Below are 18,312 nucleotides of genomic sequence, written 5' to 3' on the forward strand. Positions count from 1 at the left end.
CCATGAACATCTTATGAAATGGCTGTTTTCGTAAACTTTGTTGTTATTGAACAAGCGGGTTGATTGGAACGTGGGGATGCTCGCGGACCTTAGGGGCGGGCGCCCGAGCCTCCTTGGCTTCTCCTGCGGGGTCTCAGCTGTCCCGCTACTCCCGCAGGAGTCTCGCACCTTACATTCCAATCAACCTGTTTAACAACAGAATAGATTCACAAACTTAGTAAAAAACAACAATCTTTTAGAAAAGAGCCTATGAAATAGAATGAGTTTCTTTATTTTTCAGGTCTTTTTCCAGCTTAGCAATCTTGCTGTCAATGGTGCTGCGGTAATAAGAGGCAGATGCTTTCTGCTCCAGGCGGTCAATGTACCCTTCAAGCTCATTGAATTTGGAGAAAACTTGATCATTGTACGTGTTTTCATTCAACACCTGGCTTGCTTTATGGCTGGCCCGCGCCACATTCTCCCTGCCCATAAGCTCCATGCGCTTAATCTGCATATCTTTCAGCTTATGTTTCATTTCTTCATACTTTCGTTCCAATTCGTTCAGCTGTCCTTCGGCCTGGTCATAGACCGTTTTGATATAAGAGGAGCGGTCTGCATACTGACGGGCTTCCTCTGAAGCAAATTCGTGCAATTGGGACTCACCAGCCTGCAGCGCGATTTCTGCCTGCACTTTGCGCTTTTCGGCCATTTCCACAGCGGACTGATATTCCCTGTTGAATTCCTCTTTTAAAAGTGATTGGCGTTCCACAAGCTTACTGACTTTTTCTACCTCCTTTTCACATTCTCTTAGATACTGATTCAGTAAAGCCAATGGATTCTTTTGTTCCTTTTCGTCTAGCAACCCATGAAAGTCTGCAACTACAGTGTCTTTAATACGTGTAAATAAGTTAGCCATTTAGTATCTCTCCTTACAAAATTATTTTAATTTAGCCCATTCTCTTTCAAAATTCACAAACGGATCGTTATCCATTTCTGTTTTCTTCGCTTTATTCCAGTTTTTATAGATCAGGTAGAGAACAAAAGCTGCTGCAACACCAATGATCGCAGGAGCATTCGAGATGGATGCCGCCATCATGATCAGCCCCAGAACTCCCCATAAAATCTTCATCCCTTTTGTTTCTGCTTTCATGAACTTCTTAGCCACATAGTAGAGAATGGCTACACTTACCGCCAGACCAACCATAGGCCCCAAATTCGCCAATAGAACGACACCTGCTATTACAGCCGCTGCTGCCAAGCCAAATTTTTTCATTGTGCGTTCCTCCTTTCATAGTTCTATCTTAGCTAATACGAGGATTTCTCATAACGTACCCCAGCTATATTTTGAGGTAAGACCTGAGGCTTAGCTGAGGCTAAACATCCTTGTTTTAAACGCCAAATCGGACGGAACTTATCTAAGCTGGGGGATCTTCTTCTTCATTTGAAACCAATCCGGCAGGGATGACGCTTGTGCGCAGATAGGTTTATATGGGGAGCCTCTTATTTATGGCCACACCTTCCCCTCGCATATAATTTTAAGATTCCTGTTTTTCTGCCCATAGTCAGGGTAAATTTTGTTAGAAAGGTATTCGTCGCCTATATTTGGAGAACCTAATCCAGAAAATAACACATTTCTGTTTTTCTGATTATCCTAGGAGGAGGGTATTGTTTATGACTGAATTTAAAGGTATGCCGCAGGTTCCCGAACCTTATTGGAGAGATTCCGCCGAGCTTAAGAAATTTTCAGCCTTGAATGAAGATATTGAAACAGATATTGCGATTGTGGGCGGCGGGATTACCGGCATTACAGCCGCATATTTACTGCTTAAAGAAGGACGAAAGGTAACCCTTATTGAGGCGGACAGCATCCTAAATGGAACAACCGGCCATACGACTGCAAAAATCTCCGCTCAGCACGGATTAATTTACAGCAAACTGATTGAGCAGCACGGCGAACAGAACGCGAAGCTCTACTATGAAGCAAATCATAATGCTCTTCAATTTATTAGGAATCTAGTGAATGAGCACCAGGTAGACTGTGATTTCTCCACTCAGGATGCGTATGTATTCACGGAAACCAGCGAATATCTGCCTAAGCTTCATGATGAGACAAGAGCCTATGAACGATTAGGTATTGATGGGACCTTCGTAGAAACAACTCCTCTAAGCTTCCCTGTTAAAGGAGCGGTATTAATGCGGGATCAGGCACAATTTCACCCGCTTAAGTATCTTTCCTTTTTAGTCGACCGGATTGTGGAAATGGGCGGCACGATTTATGAAAATACCGTGGCAGGGGACGTAAAGAAGGGTCCTCCTACGAAAATTACCATAAAAAACAACAATAAAAATGAAATAACCTGCAATCAAGTACTGATATGCTCTCACTATCCTTTTTACAATAAAGAAGGAAAATATTTTGCAAGACTGCATCAATCGAGGTCCTATGTGCTTGCCGTTAAGACAGAGAAAGAGTTTCCCGGCGGAATGTATATAAATGCTGAGAAACCCACCCGATCCCTGCGATACACCATGATTGACGGGGAAAAAGCGGTCCTTTTCGGTGGTGACAGCCATAAAACAGGACAGGATTTGGACACAAAGGATTATTATGAAGAATTAGTGCCTTTCGCTGAAAAAACGTATGGAGTTAAAGAAATTCCTTATCGATGGTCAGCTCAGGACATTCATACACTTGACAGCATTCCATACATCGGCCGCTTAACCGATGATTATGAGAACGTGTATGTGGCCACCGGCTATGCAAAATGGGGAATGACTAATGGAACCAATGCTGCACTGCTGATGCGCGACCTGGTTATCGGCGCCGATAATCCTTATGAAGAGGTCTTTACCCCTCGTAGATTTAACCCGAATCCGTCCATTATGAACTTCATCAAAGATAATGCAAATGTGGCCAAGCACCTTGTTGAAGGGAAACTGGACAAGCCTAATCATACAATTGAGGAAGTGGGCATTGATGAGGGACATGTTGTTACGGTAAACGGAAAGCGTGCCGGAGCATACCGCGATAAAAACGGCGAATTATTCTTAGTAGATACTACTTGTACACATATGGGATGCGAATTGAATTGGAACAGGGGCGACCGCACATGGGATTGTCCATGCCATGGTTCGCGCTTTGCCGTGAATGGAGATGTAATCGACGGACCGGCTAAAAACCCATTGAAAAAAGTGGAGTACAAACAGGAAGAGACTCAACAAAATAGCAGCACAGATTCCACTGATGCCAAGAGGAACGAGCGGAACAGCAAACAGGACTTCAATGGAGATGCAGAGAATCAATTTAATATCTCAGATCATGATAATCCGCTTAAACCATGACAAAGAAGGTGTCCCCCATAGGAGGACACCTTCCTTATTTTTCTGTGCCAAAGACAATCTGGTTCTGCCTGCGGGCTTCTTCTGTGATAGACAGTACGATTCGGCTGGCTTCTTTCCAGCTCTCATATGTCTCAAGGTCTTGCGTTTCTATGGTACGGACAATTTGATTGATTTCGTAAACCATATCATTTTCAGCCTGTTTTACACCCAGGCTCTCTTTTTCACCAGTCTTATGGTCGATAAATTCAACACTACTGATCGGCGAGACTTTATCGAGAAGGAAAGCTCCCTTTTCGCCGTGGATTTCACTGCTGATGTAGGACGCGGCAATTTTTGAAAACAAAACAGTGCAAACAAATGAATCATATTCTAAGACCAGGGTTCCGCTTCCATCAATGCCATTGCGGAGCAGGACGGGGTGATAGGAGACAGCTTTCGGTGCTCCAAATAAGCCGACCGCTGCATATATCGGATATACTCCTAAATCAGTGAGGGCACCGCCTGAAAATTCCGGAGAAAATACGTTAGGATTTTCACCTCTTAAAAAAGCATCGTATCTTGAAGAATACTGCAGATAATGAAGCATTGCACTGCGGATGACACCAGCTTTCTCCAAGTTCTTCTTAAGAATGGAAAAATTAGGAGAATGGAAGTTGCGGATAGCTTCAAATACGTAGACACCATGCTCTTTTGCAAGCTGATAAATTTCGTCCCACTCTTTTAGGTTAGAGAAGATGGGTTTCTCGCAGATAACATGTTTTTTATTCTGAATGAACAGCTTTGCATGTTCATAATGATGAGAGTTTGGTGAAGCTATGTATACGATTTCCACGTCAGAGCTCCCAGCCATCTCTTCAAGAGAATCAAAGGCCCGCCCGGCGTTGTGTTTTTCAGCAAATTGTTCAGCTGCATCCATAGAGCGTGAGTAAACAGATGTTAAGGTTAATTGATCACCGGATTTGGCAGCATCGATAAATGATTCTGTGATCCAGCTGGTTCCTATTGTTCCTAGCTTCATAAAACTTTACCTCTTTTCGTTTCTAATAGTTTAAGTATAAACCATCCACCTTCATTTCAAAAACGAAAAAGGAGCCCTCTCACGTCCCAGGCTCCTTCAAACCGTTTTATTTCTCCTGCAGCTCCGTGTTCTTCGTTTCTTTCCCAAAAAAGAATACTGCGGCAGCTCCTATCAGCACCGCTATGCAGAAAATCGTAAAGATTGAGGTAATGGATGTTTTCTGTGCAACCAGATATCCGACAAGAAGCGGCCCGAGTACTCCCCCAATTCGGCCGACAGCAGCCGCCATCCCTGCACCCGCTCCTCGGATAATAGTCGGGTATTGTTCAGGAGTGTAAGCATATAAAGCACCCCATGCCCCAAGGTTGAAAAAGGATAGAAAAATCCCGGATGTGATCAAGAGTGCAAGGGATTCAGCCTCACCAAAAAAGTAGGCGCTTATAGCTGTACCAATTAAGTATGTCACAAGGACAAACTTTCTTCCCAGCCGTTCAATGAACCACGCAGCGGTAAAATAGCCCGGCAATTGTGCCAGTGTCATGATCAAGACATACTGAAAGCTCTTAATCAGCGTGAAGCCTTTAAGGACCATTACGCTTGGCAGCCATAGAAACATACCATAGTAAGAAAAGACAACACAGAACCATAGTACCCAGAGCGTGATGGTTTGTTTGCGATACTCTGCGGCCCATACTCCAGAAAGGTTCTCCCATACAGACGGCTTTTTCACATCTTTTATTCGTTCATACCTTGGGGAATCCGGCAGCTTCAGTCTTAAGTACAAAGCATATAAGGCAGGAATGACACTGATCAATAAAGCAGCCTTCCAGCCATATTCAGGAATTACAAAGTAAGAAATTAACGCTGCAAGCAGCCAGCCTCCTGCCCAGAAGCTTTCAAGCAGAACAACGACCTTCCCCCTTTTCTCTGCAGGCACACTCTCAGAAACGAGGGTCGATGCGACCGGCAGCTCGCCGCCGAGTCCCATTCCAATCAGGAAACGCAGGATTAGGAATACAGTCAGCGAGCCGGTGAATGCCGATAGACCGCTTCCAATTGAAAATAGTAAAAGGGTAATGATAAAAACGTTTTTCCGGCCAATCCGGTCTGCCATCAGTCCAAACAGCAGTGCACCAGCAGCCATCCCTATCGAGTTCACACTTCCTATCCAGCCTACTTGTTCTGAGGTGAGCCCCCAATCAGCAGCGAGCGCTACCAGAATAAATGAAAGCATACCTACATCCATGGCATCGAACAGCCAGCCGAGGCCTGCTACTCCTAAGAGTTTATTATTATTTTTATCGAATGCTTTTGCATTGGTTGCCATATTGCCCTCCTAGTTTTTCAAAATAATGACACCTGAAATATAACAGGTGTCATTACATCTGTAAACAACTATTTTTCATTCAGGAGACTTTTATGAATCCAAATGGCCGCCTGAAGTCCATCACCCATGGCAATCGCTACCTGTTCAGAGTGGACCGTCACATCGCCGGCAGCCCATACATTTTCAACATTGGTCATTTGAGTGCGCGGATTTACTTTAATATGATTATTCTCCATCACTTCCACACCCAGCTGTTTCGCAAGCTGAGATTTTACTTGATTGCCGCCAAAGGCAAGAAAGCACTTATTTGCTGAAAGAAGCTTTCCTCCTTCCAGGATAAAGCCCTGAAAGGATTGTCTCTCTTTCACAACCTCTTTAATAGGTTCTTCAATATATTGTATATTATTGTCCTTCAGCTTTTCCAAAAGGTCCTTATCTACTTTCTTCCGCTCATGATTAATATAAATCAGCTTGTCTGTCCAATAGGAAAGCGTCAGCGCCATGTTCGCTCCTGGATTGCCCGAGCCTGCTACTAGAGTCAGCTCATCCTTAATCTCATATCCATCACAATCCGGACAAATATATGCACTATTGCCCAGGCAATCATAAATCTCCGGCATATCGGGGATGCGGTCCATAATCCCTGTGGCAATCAGGATTCTTTTTGCCTCGTATTGAATTCCTTTGTCTGTTGCCAGAGCAAACCCTGTACTCACTTTCTTCGCAGAATAAACGGTATCCTCCACGAACTCTATTCCCACTTGTTCAGCCTGCTGCCGGCCCAGCCTTCGAAGCTCTTCCCCGCTGATGCCATCAGGCCATCCCAAAATATTATGATAGTTCCTGCATAGTGTGGACCTTCCTCCTTCAGCATCTATAACAAGCGCCTTACGCTGAGCCCGTCCAAGCTGAATGGCCGCTTGGAGTCCTGCTATTCCGCCGCCGATGATAATCGTTTCGTAGAACATATCAAACTTCCTCCCGCCTAAAGGCTTATATCGGCTTTCCCTGCCTTTAGTATTTTATAAATCAACCACTATTATGTTTGCTATATCCTTTCGTCCCGCAGCTTAAACAAAAACCAGCCCCTATATAAAAAAAGGAGCTGGTTCTTTATGGATTATGCAGCTTTCTTTACAGAGGTGCTGCTATTGATTTTTCTGAAAAAGAGGAGGGATTTTTGAAAAACAGGGCTCTGGATCAGTGTATAAATAAAGGACATGATAAAGACTGGTCCTCCAAGCAGCAGACCTGCCACCAATATGACGCTTTCTACTAGAATTCTGGCACTGCTGATTGATATGCCTGTTTTCTCAGAAATGGAAAGCATGAACCCGTCACGAGGGCCGGCTCCGATTCCGGCTGCCACATACATGCCGCCGCCAATACCGGTAAGAATAATCCCGCACAGGATCACCAGATAATCTGTCCATGTATCAGTGGCAGAAGGAAGAATATCGGACCATAGGAAAAAATCTACGATCGGCCCGATCAAGAGAGCATTTAAAAACGTTCCGATACTAATATATTTTCTGGCAGTGATGGCCGAAACGCCTATCAGAAGGAGGCCCACCACAACTCCCCAGAATCCAATCGAGACGCCAAAATGGTCATATAAAGCTACACTCAGCACATCCCATGGGTGGAGTCCAAGGTGCTTTACCTGGATTGCGGTCGCGATACCAAGTCCAAATAGTGTCAGCCCGCTAAAGAACATGATATACCGAAAATATAAAGGCATGTATATCTCCTCCTTCTTATGTAAAATATGTTAATTATTGTATTACTTTCAGTTGCTTGTGTATATGAATATTAAGAATTTTTTTGCATTTGCCGATTCAACCTGCTTTTTTGTTTTATTATCATGGAATAGCCAAAAATCCTGTATTTATCGTATTTATTACAGTAAAATTATTATTACGATTTTAAAAGAAAGAGGGCAGTGAAAGTGGAGCACACGAATTCTAATTTTATTAGAGATATCATTAAAGAGGACCTCGAAACAGGAAGACGTGACTACGTGATTACCCGTTTCCCTCCAGAGCCTAATGGATACTTACATATAGGCCATGCTAAATCCATCATTTTGAACTTTGGAGTAGCGGACGAGTTTAACGGAAAAACCAACCTCAGATTTGACGACACCAACCCTCTGAAGGAAGACATTGAATACGTTAATGCAATCAAAGAGGATGTTCAATGGCTTGGCTATGAATGGGATGGGCTTTTCTTTGCTTCGGATTACTTTGAGGAAATGTACAATAAAGCTGTTCTATTGATAAAAAAAGGCCTTGCCTATGTCGACGATCTATCAGCAGACGAAATTCGTGAATACCGCGGCACCCTGACTGAGCCTGGTAAAAACAGCCCACATCGCGATCGTTCCGTGGAAGAGAACCTGGATTTATTTGAGCGGATGAGAAACGGCGAATTCGCTAACGGAGAAAAAGTACTGCGTGCGAAAATTGACATGTCCTCCCCGAATATCAACCTGCGTGACCCAGTTATATATCGTATCGCTCACGCAACCCACCATAATACAGGGGACAAATGGTGCATTTACCCGATGTATGCTTTTGCACATCCATTGGAAGACGCCATGGAAGATGTTACACACTCTATCTGTACGATTGAATTCGAAGATCAGCGCCCCCTGTATGACTGGATTGTAGAAAACTGTGAAATGGAAAGCCGCCCGCGTCAATATGAATTTGGCCGCTTGAGCTTAACCAATACGGTGATGAGTAAGCGTAAGCTGAAGCAGCTGGTAGATGAAGGCTATGTGGATGGATGGGATGACCCGCGCATGCCGACGATCTCCGGATTAAGAAGGAAAGGCTATACACCTGAAGCAATCCGTGCCTTCATTCATGAAATTGGTGTTTCCAAAAGCGCAGGAACCGTGGATACAGGGATGCTGGAGCATTTTGTACGTGAAGATCTAAAATTATCCACTCCGCGCACAATGGGCATCGTCAGACCGCTGAAAGTAGTTATTACCAACTACCCTGAAGGCCAGGTTGAAATGCTTGAAGCAGAAATCAATCCGGAAAATCCAGAAATGGGGACAAGACAGATTCCGTTCTCCCGTGAAATCTACATCGAGCAGGATGACTTCATGGAAGATCCGCCGAAGAAATATTTCCGATTGTTCCCTGGCAATGAGGTCCGCTTAAAGCACGCGTACTTCATTAAATGTGAAGAAGTCATCAAGGATGAAGAAGGCAATGTCATTGAAATCCGTGCAACCTATGACCCTGAAACAAAAAGCGGTACAGGCTTTACAGGCAGAAAGGTCAAAGGAACCATCCACTGGGTGGAAGCCACTCAGGCAGTTCCTGCAGAATTCAGGCTCTATGAGCCGCTGATTCTGGATGCAGACAGCGAGGATGCAAATGAAGAAGATGCCAAGTCATTCCTTGACCATGTGAACCCAAACTCCCTGCAGATCGTCAACGGATTTGTAGAGCCAAACATGAAGGATGTCAAACCACAGGATAAATTCCAATTCTTCCGCCATGGATACTTTAATGTCGATCCAAAAGATACAACAGAGGATCGTTTGGTCTTTAATCTCATTGTGTCCCTGAAAAGTTCATTCAGGATGTAAAAGAAAGCAGCCGGCATTTGGGCCGGCTGTTTTTTGTGTTATTTATTGTATCGCTTGTCGTATCGCTATAGACATTTATTTAGGTAGATTTATTATCTGATTACACCTAGTGTTTATATGGTTTTTAATGGCTGGCAGTTCATTCACATGTGTTATTTATGCAGATTGATTAAAGTCATATATGCGGCAAATCTTTACGTGCCTCTTTATTATACTAAGTGGTATTGTTTTATCCGTGACCGCGTGCAGCACTAGTGGTTGATATTACTTCTATATTGTATCGCCATACGATATGCTGGTTAGGAAGCATATAAAACAGCGATATCTTGCCTTATAATTTTTCTAGCAGCCCTTATTGTAGCGCTATACGATACACTGGTTAGGTAGCCACATAAAATACCAATTTTGCCACATAAATGGCTGGTTTGACCACATAAATTATCTGTTTAGCCACATAAAAGAATAATCCAGGCACATATCGCCGGGGTATTGATGGCTGGCAGTAAGATTACCTAAGCTTTTAAAGGCTTATGCGCATTTTTTGAAACTTTATGCTTAGGTTTCTTGGATTTATGCTTCTGTTTTGGCATTTTATGCTTAAGTTTTTGGATTTTATGCTTATGAATGCTTATAACTGTGTACATATGCTACCTATATGGTGTTATGCTTAAATTTAATTGGATATGCTTACAATAGTACCCAACGTTAACTTAGAAGAACAAAATAAGAGCCTGTTTCGAAGGATACGAAAACAGGCTCATTTGTATTACTTTTTCTTTTTCTTAGAATCTTTTTTCAGCACTACCTCATATGTGAAATCTACTGGATTTTTGTCATCCACAGGTGCTGCATAGGAAGTAATCATATAATTCTTGCCTTCCTTGAACAATTGACGGAGTTCAAGTGCTTTTTGGTCTGTAACATTGAATGGGTCAACAGTAATTACTTTAGTATGAGTTTTCTTACCTTTTACGGTTTCATTAATAAAGGTTACTGTGTATTCAACGTACTTACCTAGAAGTTCGTTCATAGACATAAATGCTTGTGTTGACGAACCGTCTACTGCAAAGTTTCCAATTTCAATATTGTCAATGTACCAACCAGCGTCAGTGTGGCCCCAGTCTGTTAGGTATCTGAATGATATTAACACTTTTTTGCCATCGTAAGCAGATAAATCAAAACTTTCATCTATCCAGCCATTGCTTTTGCCAGTAAAACCAGGAACATTTTCTTTTATCTTTGGATACCCTTCCTCTACAACGTCTGAACGTGTATTTTCGTTGGAAAGGCTCTTCCATGTATTACCACCATCTTCAGAAACCTGTACCATACCAAAATCCCACTGCTCTTCGATATCATAATTATGGTCAAATTTCAAAGTAGCCTTTGTCACTGCAGTTAAGTCAGCTTCAAAAATAGTAGCATTATCTGCCTCATCACCACTACCGCCCCAAAGTACTTTATTAGCAGCATTTGCTGGATCAGCAACTGATGTCCACGGAGTCGGAAGGAAATCCACTCCATCAAATTTAATCGTACGGATTTTATCCTGGAAATCCAGCTGCTTGAAGTCCCCGCCCCATGCCGGAACCCCTTCTTTTTCAAAGGTTTTTGCAGACTCAAAGTCTACCGTTTTACCGCGTTTTGTACCTTTAGTATCAACTACAAGGTCTCTTAGATTGATGCTGTCAAAATTGTATTTACCCTTGCCACTATCGAGCGTTAGGGCTGTTATAAAGTCTTGATATAGCTGCGTGAAATCCATATCATACCCTGCTTCTGCAAGAGCTTTATTTACACCCTCGATCCCGTTATCTTCACTAAGTGCAAGGTCACGGATAAATTCTCTGCCAAACTTATCATTCATGTAAAGAGTGAATAGATAGACTTGTCCATAGTCCGCAATGGTTTCTGGACCAGTGGCAGCACCAACATGCTCATCCCAGTTTACGAGAGAGTTTTCAGGGTGGTCCAGGTAGAAATTAATAGATCTGTCATCGTGACCGTATCCTCCAAGATATTCAGAGAAAGTGGACATCCCTTCGTTAATCCATGTTTCCTCATCTCCATCATTGTCTGCATGAATTAAATGTTGCAGTTCATGGATCGTTGTACCAAAGAAAGTGTTCTCTAAGCGGGTATCCCAATCTCTTGAATCAATGGTAATTATATTTCTATCCATAAGATTTTCTAGTGTCTGCCAGTAGAAACCAGCTACAAAGAAAGGGTAGGCAGGATTATTATAGTTATCATCAATAATATTATCGACAAGCATGATGACTTTATCGCTGCCTTCATAATATCCGGCAGGAACATTTTTACCAGCAAGCGGCGATTGTGAACCATCATGTTTATCAGGATCGCCAAAGAATTCAGTATCTTTTGGATAGATATTTTTATCAAACTCTGCTTTTAACTTGTCCACTTGTGCTTGGGTAACAACCTGCGCAGGACGCGGGTCACCAGCTGGGAATGACATATCATTCGCCACCCAGATTTCTACATTATCCCCGACGCTTCGGAGGGTAAAATCCTTAAATTTTAACTGTCTGTTTAAAAATTTCTTAGTCCCGCCGTCATATGTAAAAGTGCTTGATTCACTACTAGCAGTACTGCTGGATGTCTCATTAAAACTAATATTCTTAGCCTGCTCTTCTATTTTCTTAAGAGCATTCTCGTTAAACGTTTCATCCTGAGACAGCTTATTCAAATACCCATCAACGTCCACACGATCCCCGTAACGCTCTACATCCCATTTTTCAGTTGCAGGCGAGGTATTAGCAGCGGTGGCTGCCTTTGCAGGTGATGCTGATGGTGCAAATAAGGAAAGAGCTAAAGCACTTGAGGCTAATACAGAAAAAAGTTGTTTTTTCACTGGCAATTCTCCTTTTATTTTATAAAGTAGTCTTATTGACTTTCCCATCCTAACATACAGAATTTTCAGAATGAAGCGTCTATTTGACTAAGTTTCTACAATATTTTCCAATAGTTGATATGCATAAAGACCCATACAAAGTTGAGCAAGCGCCAATTTTCAACCTTTATATCGATAAAATTTTGCTTCTTATGACTCATACGTGTTTCAAACGAATTTTCAGGGTTTTTGAACTATAAGGAATGGTTCATCGACAAATTACTCTATTAAACCCCAAATCTTTAAAATTTCTATTGGTAATATGTTTATTAATTAGAATATTTTGGGTATTTCTCTCTTAGCAATACTTTTTAACTATTAACTTAGTTCTAGGAGGATGGAGTATTTTGTCAAAAAAGCATGTGGTTTTACCTGTTTCACTAGCAGCACTTGTCACTTTAGCCCCTTTATCAGCCTTTGCAGATGAGAATCAAAACCAATCAGCTACAATTGAGGTGAACGCTACTGAATCTGCAGCAGCAAATACAGAACCAGCGGTAAACAGTCCTGCACCAACAGACGCAGCTGTAACAAGTCCTGCCCCTGAAAAAGCTCAAACAGCAGCCCCATCAGAGGAGAGCAATACCACAACACCTACAGCCAATACAGCAACACCAGCCGAAGCTGCCTCATCTGTAGTAGTTAAAACATCTGCAGAAATAAAAGCAAATCCAACAAAAGAAACCAAAACCGAAGACTCTAATAAAAAGGAACTAGCTGCAGTAACGACTGCTGCTACTACAACTAACGAAAAATCATTAACTGCTGACACCTCTGTTAAGACCACCACGACTACACCAAAAACAGAAATACCTATCCCTACGCCGCCAGCAAAGGATGATATCCTGCCTGGCCTTACGATTGACTCTTCTGTTACTTCATTCAGCAGCTTTCAGGCAAGCTCGAATCTTTTGAAGGCTGCCGGTACTATTAAACTGAATGGCGATACGAAAATCGGCGATAAACAGCTTCACCCAGTGTATAAATTTGACCTAACCAATCCTGGTAAAGAAAAACTGGATGCCTTATCTACGACCATTGCTTTTCCTGAGGGATATGTACTGGATGAAAGCTTTCCGCAGCTTGTGTTAATAACACCAAACAATCAAAATCCACACATGGAAAATATCACGTGGAAATTAAATGATGCAAAAAATGGACTTATCCTCTCGATTCCAAATATGGATGCCGCAGAAAGTATGCATTTTGATGTGAAGTTTTTCCTTGTTAAACCGGCAGCTGAGCAGATTATCAATAAAGAAGTAAAAGAAAAATTTAAGCTTGGCGGCAATGCCTGGTTTACTTTTAAGGGAAAGACGGCTGAATTTACCCAGGATTTATATATTGAGAATGGCAATCTAACAGCATTTAAGGATTTTAGTCTTACCTTTAAGGCGCCAGATTTCCTTAAATTAGAAAAATTTATCTGGATTAACGGTATTAAGGTCAATCTGGTTCAAAATGCGGATGGAACCTGCGTCATAAAACTTCCTGAACTGTTAAAAGGGAAGACTCACTTTAAATTAAGGCTGAGCGGGATGGTCGTCGGACAAGCGAAGTCCTTCTCTCTTCCGTTCACACTGATTTGCGGGAAAGAATTCATCTTGCAAAAATCCTTAATGGTACATGTAAAAGATTTAAACCTTCCTGACTTTACAGCAGAAATGAAGAAAAAAATCAAGCTGAATGGCAGCGCCTGGTTTATGCAGAAGGGGAACAAAGCTGAGTTCTATCATGAGCTGTTTATCGAAAACAGCAACTCTACATCGTTTAAAAACTTTATTCTATGCTTCAGCAATCCTGCTTCCCTAAAGCTTGAAAAATTTGTTTGGATCAATGGAGTAAGAGTAAGCCTGGTTCAGAACACAAATGGTACTTGTACGGTGTCTCTTCCGGAAATTTTAAAAGGTAAAACCCATTTAAAAATTAAATTAACTGGTACAGCAGCCGGAAAAATGAAAACGTTCACTATGCCATTCAGTCTACAATTCAATAATGAAACAATCTGCGACAAGTCTGTTGCGGTCAACTTGGAGAGCCGAGTAAACCCTGTATTTACTAAAGAAATGAAACAGAAAGTAAAGCTCAATGGGCATGCTTGGCTGAAGGTACATGGAAAGACGGCGGAATTTACTCCTGAATTCCGGATTGAAAATTATACTGGAATAACACTTAAAAATATTTGCTTAGTATTTAAAGCTCCACCTTCATTCAAAATTGAAAACGTCATTTGGATTGGCGGAGTGAAAGGAACTATTACACAGCGTGCAGATGGCATGTATCAAATCATGCTTCCAGAGCTGCCGAAGGGGAAAGTACTTTGTAAACTTAAAGTGGTTGGAGCAATAGCTGGTGAGCTAAAACCAATTACACTCCCAGTTATTCTGGAATCTGATAACGAAACGGTTATCGAGCAGCCTTTCACGGTTCCACTGAATAACAGCGGAAACCCTTCAGGCGGAGTGGGCCCTGGGGCAGGCGGCTCTGCTGATCCTGGTACTTCTGGAGAAACCTCTAGTGATCCAGGCAGTTCTGCAGGTACGGATACTTCTGTCAATAGCGGGACAGCACCTGTCAGTCCTAATCCTTCTTCAGCAGGCCGTACAGATGGAAGCCAAACAGTTTCAAGGTCATCTACTCTGCCGATTACAGGATCGGCAGTGGACAGCAAGGCCATTATTTTATTAGGATTAGCGGCTGTTGGAGCCGGGCTGTACCTATTCCGCAGAAAAGGAGCTAAAAACTAGGAGAGCTGATATGAAGCTTTTACAAAAACTTGCCGGATGTATTTTTGTTTTGACCGGGCTGCTCCTTTTAGCTTATCCCTATTACACAAGCTGGAAGGTAAACGAAGCACAGTCGGCTCTTAAGCAGGATTGGATCCAGCTAAATAAGACCGTACAGGCAGAAACAGCAATGCTTGATGAGCCCACAACGGCCCGTCCTCCCACCGCGGAAAGAAAGCAGCTGACAGCAAAAACAGAAATAAAGAAATCGCTTTCCACCCGTGATATTGTAAAGAAAGAAGGCATAGTGGGAGAGCTTGTTATCTCTAAAATTAATCTTGAGGCCATTATCGTTCAAGGTGTCGATCAAAAAAGCATGAAACATGCGGTAGGCTGGATGCCTTCTACGTCCCTCCCCGGTGAACATAGCAATGTGGTACTAGCTGCCCATAGGAGCCATACGTACGGACAGTTCTTTAACCGACTCAATGAACTAAAAAATGGAGACAAAATAACTCTGAATTCATATGGCCAGTCATTCACATATCAGGTGTTTGACAGGATTATCGTTGACCCGGCAGACCTCTCGGTAATCCAGCCTGCCAAGCAGGAAATGTTAACACTGATCACCTGTCATCCATTGAACTCGAATAAACAGCGTTTAATTATCAGAGCCAGGATCGTCTAATTCATAAAAGATCCCTTGTCCAGATCGACTGACAAGGGATTTTATTATGGATTTTTATTGATTTTCTTAATGGTTTGATTGAGAACCTCCGAGAGGATGATCCCCACGGCAATCGCCCCAGACAGCATAAAGGCCTTTGCTGCTAATTGAAGGGCTTCATTATAATCATTTTCTACAAATTTTCTCATGGCGTAATAGGCCATTCCTCCAGGCACAAGCGGAATCATACCTGCCACACTGAAAATGATCACAGGCATTTTATATTTTTTTGCGTAATACTGGCTCATAATCGCTATAAAAAATGCAGAAATTAACGTTGCAATCACAGGATCAAAGTGATTTTCGAATAAAACCACATATATAAACCAGCCAACCATCCCTACAATACCGCAATTTACAAGTGCCTTTTTTGGGATGTTGAAAATGATCCCTATTCCAGCAGTGGCAAAAAAGCTGGTAATCAGCTGTCCGATCATAGTCTGCCCCTTTCTTAAAAAATAGCTCAGTTAGACCTGCCTGTTGAATGTACCGTAAGGCCGGTCGAGAGCCTTCTAACCGTATACGCCTATGGTCTACCTTAACCCGAGCTCCCGCTGGAAACTCACACCTGCAGCGGAGATCAACAGTGCACCTTAACATTGGTCTAAAAAATAGAGAATACGACCGCTATTCCCGTTCCTATGGCTGATGCGGTCAGAAAAGCATCTGCACCCTTTGAGAGACCGGAAACTAAGTGTCCCGACATTAAATCTCTAACGGCATTTGTTATAAGGAGCCCGGGCACTAACGGCATGACCGATCCTATGATGATCTTATCTGCTTCATGGCCTGCTCCCCATGCTTTAAGGGAAAAAGCTGCAAGTCCTATGACGAAAGCAGCTAGAAATTCGGCGAAAAATTTCACTTCTACCAGCTTGTGTATATAAACAAAGCACGTAAATCCGAGGCCTCCGCATAACAATGCCGGCAAGAAATCGTGCCAGCCTCCCATAAACATGATGACGAAGCAGCCGCTGGAAATGGAGGCTGCGAGCAACTGAATAACAAATGGATAGGATAAATCCTGTTTTTCTAATTCCTGAAGCTGTTTGTAGGCTTCCTTAGAGGTCAATTCGCCGTTCGTTATTTTTCGGGAAATACTGTTCGCAGCGGTGACCTTGTGCAAATCTGTATTTCGGTTTGCAATCCGGATCAATTTAGCTGGAACGACCCCATCCAATGAAAATATAATGCCTGTCGGAGTGACATAGCTATGGGGCCGGCCAATGTTATAATAACCAGCGATCCGCTCCATTGTATCCTCTACACGGTATGTTTCCGCGCCGTTTTGGAGCATGATTTTGCCTGCAAGCAAACATAGCTCCATCACTTCATAGGTTTCTTTTCCTGGTTCCATCTGATCTCTCCCGATTTATCATCTAGTCAGGATCCGGGAAACAACATTAAAAAGTCCCCGTATCCTTCCTCCTGTAATTTTTCCTTAGGAATGAACCGTAAAGCAGCAGAGTTAATACAATATCTTAGTCCTCTAGGACCGGGACCATCTTCGAACACATGACCCAAATGCGCATCGCTTTCTCTGCTCCTGACTTCGGTTCTTGTTTTGTGGTGGCTTACGTCAAGGTGCTCGGTCACACTCGCAGACATCACTGGTTTCGTAAAACTCGGCCATCCACATCCGCTGTCATACTTATCCTTAGAAGTAAATAGTGGTTCTCCCGAAATAATATCAATATAAATCCCATCTTGAAACGTATCCCAATATTCATTCTGAAAGGGTGGTTCCGTTCCGTTTTCTTGAGTCACAAAATACTGTAAATCCGTTAACTTTTCCTTCAGGGCTGTCCGGTCTTTTGGCCAGTACCGCTTTTGAAATGCGTCCCGTTTCGATCCCTGCCTGTATAAAGCATAACGGAAAGGGTTTTTCTTGTGGAAATCCTGATGATACTCCTCAGCAGGGAAGAAATCTGAAGCAGGCAGTATGTCTGTGACAATTGGCTTTTCAAACCTGCCGCTTGCTGATAATGACCGTTTAGACTCCTCTGCTTCACTTTTCTGTGCATCATTATGATAGAAAATGACACTTTTATAAGAACTTCCGCGGTCTGTAAACTGCCCTTCAGAATCTGTGGGATCTATTTGCTGCCAGTATATCTCCAGTAACTCTTTATATGGAATGATAAGTGGATTATACACGATTTGAACAGCTTCGTAATGGCCTGTGGCTCCAGATTTTACTTCTTTGTACCTTGGATTTGCTTTGTTCCCTCCTGTATATCCTGAAACTACGCTTTGGATTCCCTTTCGTTCTTCAAAAGGGGAAACCATACACCAAAAACATCCTCCTCCGAATGTAGCAAGTTCCATCATTTCCTGGTCCATTGAAATCTCCTTACTCTTTCAGGTATTTTTAATAATTTTTATTCAAAACGAGATACTATTTATAAATTAGGCTGTTTTGGCAAACTTTGTTGTTATTGAACAAGGGCTTGATTGGAACGTGAGGATGCTCGCTTTCTGCGGGGCGGGCGGTGAGCCTCCTCGGCTTCGCCTGTGGGGTCTCACCTGATCGAAAAGCGGAGGACGGTGCTTTTCAAGATAAGATCCATCAAAAAGCTGAATGATGATCTTTTTTAATTAGAGGCAAACGCTAAAAGAAAAGCAGACACCTGATAAAGAAGACTTGCTGACTGGCTAGCGATAGCGAA

Annotated in this window: 14 protein-coding genes; 4 read left to right on the top strand and 10 right to left on the bottom strand. The window is 42.6% G+C overall.

The genetic code is table 11. From position 1 onward, the window contains the following. Positions 1–247: 247 nt before the first annotated feature. Complete coding sequence (locus tag CUU66_RS08625; protein ID WP_101641278.1) at positions 248–895, bottom strand: PspA/IM30 family protein; 648 nt, start codon at positions 893–895, stop codon at positions 248–250. A gap of 21 nt (positions 896–916) precedes the next feature. Further along, a complete protein-coding gene (locus CUU66_RS08630; RefSeq protein WP_101641279.1) occupies positions 917–1,252 on the bottom strand; it encodes a lmo0954 family membrane protein in 336 nt (111 codons plus the stop codon). A gap of 398 nt (positions 1,253–1,650) precedes the next feature. Between CUU66_RS08630 and CUU66_RS08635 the strand changes: the two genes are divergently transcribed. Beyond that, on the top strand, positions 1,651–3,321 hold the full coding sequence (locus CUU66_RS08635) for an FAD-dependent oxidoreductase (RefSeq protein WP_257967937.1): 1,671 nt from the start codon (positions 1,651–1,653) through the stop codon (positions 3,319–3,321). Positions 3,322–3,355: 34 nt separating this feature from the next. Here the strand turns inward: CUU66_RS08635 and CUU66_RS08640 are convergent, their stop codons facing one another. From CUU66_RS08640 to CUU66_RS08655, 4 genes are all read right to left on the bottom strand, one after another. Further along, positions 3,356–4,339: a Gfo/Idh/MocA family protein gene (locus CUU66_RS08640; protein WP_101641280.1), complete on the bottom strand. Its 984-nt coding sequence runs from the start codon at positions 4,337–4,339 to the stop codon at positions 3,356–3,358. 106 nt (positions 4,340–4,445) lie between these two features. Further along, positions 4,446–5,666 (bottom strand): MFS transporter, encoded by a 1,221-nt coding sequence (locus tag CUU66_RS08645; protein ID WP_101641281.1) that lies wholly within the window; start codon positions 5,664–5,666, stop codon positions 4,446–4,448. 68 nt (positions 5,667–5,734) lie between these two features. After that, positions 5,735–6,634 carry an NAD(P)/FAD-dependent oxidoreductase gene (locus CUU66_RS08650; protein ID WP_101641282.1) on the bottom strand — a complete coding sequence of 300 codons (900 nt, stop codon included), beginning with the start codon at positions 6,632–6,634 and terminating at the stop codon, positions 5,735–5,737. Between the two features lie 152 nt (positions 6,635–6,786). Next, entirely contained in the window at positions 6,787–7,407 is a 621-nt protein-coding gene (locus tag CUU66_RS08655; RefSeq protein WP_101641283.1) for a YczE/YyaS/YitT family protein, read from the bottom strand. A 207-nt stretch (positions 7,408–7,614) separates the two neighbouring features. Between CUU66_RS08655 and CUU66_RS08660 the strand changes: the two genes are divergently transcribed. Then, positions 7,615–9,276, top strand: a complete 1,662-nt coding sequence (locus CUU66_RS08660; RefSeq protein WP_101641284.1) for a glutamine--tRNA ligase/YqeY domain fusion protein — start codon at positions 7,615–7,617, stop codon at positions 9,274–9,276. Positions 9,277–10,042: 766 nt separating this feature from the next. Here CUU66_RS08660 and CUU66_RS08665 read toward each other — a convergent pair. Continuing rightward, a complete protein-coding gene (locus CUU66_RS08665; RefSeq protein WP_257967938.1) occupies positions 10,043–12,151 on the bottom strand; it encodes an immune inhibitor A in 2,109 nt (702 codons plus the stop codon). A 386-nt stretch (positions 12,152–12,537) separates the two neighbouring features. Here CUU66_RS08665 and CUU66_RS08670 point away from each other — a divergent pair, with 386 nt between their 5' ends. Further along, positions 12,538–14,937: an LPXTG cell wall anchor domain-containing protein gene (locus CUU66_RS08670; RefSeq protein ID WP_101641286.1), complete on the top strand. Its 2,400-nt coding sequence runs from the start codon at positions 12,538–12,540 to the stop codon at positions 14,935–14,937. A 10-nt stretch (positions 14,938–14,947) separates the two neighbouring features. Then, the gene (locus tag CUU66_RS08675; RefSeq protein WP_101641287.1) at positions 14,948–15,604 is read left to right on the top strand and encodes a class D sortase; all 657 of its coding nucleotides are present in this window, start codon (positions 14,948–14,950) and stop codon (positions 15,602–15,604) included. A gap of 44 nt (positions 15,605–15,648) precedes the next feature. Here the strand turns inward: CUU66_RS08675 and CUU66_RS08680 are convergent, their stop codons facing one another. The 3 genes from CUU66_RS08680 to msrB form a co-directional block, all read right to left on the bottom strand. Beyond that, positions 15,649–16,080 carry a threonine/serine exporter family protein gene (locus CUU66_RS08680; protein ID WP_101641288.1) on the bottom strand — a complete coding sequence of 144 codons (432 nt, stop codon included), beginning with the start codon at positions 16,078–16,080 and terminating at the stop codon, positions 15,649–15,651. A 167-nt stretch (positions 16,081–16,247) separates the two neighbouring features. Next, positions 16,248–17,000: a threonine/serine exporter family protein gene (locus tag CUU66_RS08685; protein ID WP_101641289.1), complete on the bottom strand. Its 753-nt coding sequence runs from the start codon at positions 16,998–17,000 to the stop codon at positions 16,248–16,250. 26 nt (positions 17,001–17,026) lie between these two features. Then, entirely contained in the window at positions 17,027–17,986 is a 960-nt protein-coding gene (gene msrB / locus CUU66_RS08690) for a peptide-methionine (R)-S-oxide reductase MsrB (protein ID WP_101641290.1), read from the bottom strand. Positions 17,987–18,312 lie beyond the last annotated feature (326 nt).

It is taken from the genome of Peribacillus deserti (assembly GCF_002863585.1).
Taxonomy (GTDB): Bacteria; Bacillota; Bacilli; order Bacillales; family DSM-1321; genus Paraperibacillus; species Paraperibacillus deserti_A.

What these genes read in the sequence shown, in the direction of transcription:
- CUU66_RS08625 (WP_101641278.1), bottom strand. Translation starts at nt 895, where the DNA reads ATGGCTAACTTATTTACACGTATTAAAGACACTGTAGTTGCAGACTTT.
- CUU66_RS08630 (WP_101641279.1), bottom strand. Translation starts at nt 1,252, where the DNA reads ATGAAAAAATTTGGCTTGGCAGCAGCGGCTGTAATAGCAGGTGTCGTT.
- CUU66_RS08635 (WP_257967937.1), top strand. Translation starts at nt 1,651, where the DNA reads ATGACTGAATTTAAAGGTATGCCGCAGGTTCCCGAACCTTATTGGAGA.
- CUU66_RS08640 (WP_101641280.1), bottom strand. Translation starts at nt 4,339, where the DNA reads ATGAAGCTAGGAACAATAGGAACCAGCTGGATCACAGAATCATTTATC.
- CUU66_RS08645 (WP_101641281.1), bottom strand. Translation starts at nt 5,666, where the DNA reads ATGGCAACCAATGCAAAAGCATTCGATAAAAATAATAATAAACTCTTA.
- CUU66_RS08650 (WP_101641282.1), bottom strand. Translation starts at nt 6,634, where the DNA reads ATGTTCTACGAAACGATTATCATCGGCGGCGGAATAGCAGGACTCCAA.
- CUU66_RS08655 (WP_101641283.1), bottom strand. Translation starts at nt 7,407, where the DNA reads ATGCCTTTATATTTTCGGTATATCATGTTCTTTAGCGGGCTGACACTA.
- CUU66_RS08675 (WP_101641287.1), top strand. Translation starts at nt 14,948, where the DNA reads ATGAAGCTTTTACAAAAACTTGCCGGATGTATTTTTGTTTTGACCGGG.
- CUU66_RS08680 (WP_101641288.1), bottom strand. Translation starts at nt 16,080, where the DNA reads ATGATCGGACAGCTGATTACCAGCTTTTTTGCCACTGCTGGAATAGGG.
- CUU66_RS08685 (WP_101641289.1), bottom strand. Translation starts at nt 17,000, where the DNA reads ATGGAACCAGGAAAAGAAACCTATGAAGTGATGGAGCTATGTTTGCTT.
- msrB (WP_101641290.1), bottom strand. Translation starts at nt 17,986, where the DNA reads ATGGACCAGGAAATGATGGAACTTGCTACATTCGGAGGAGGATGTTTT.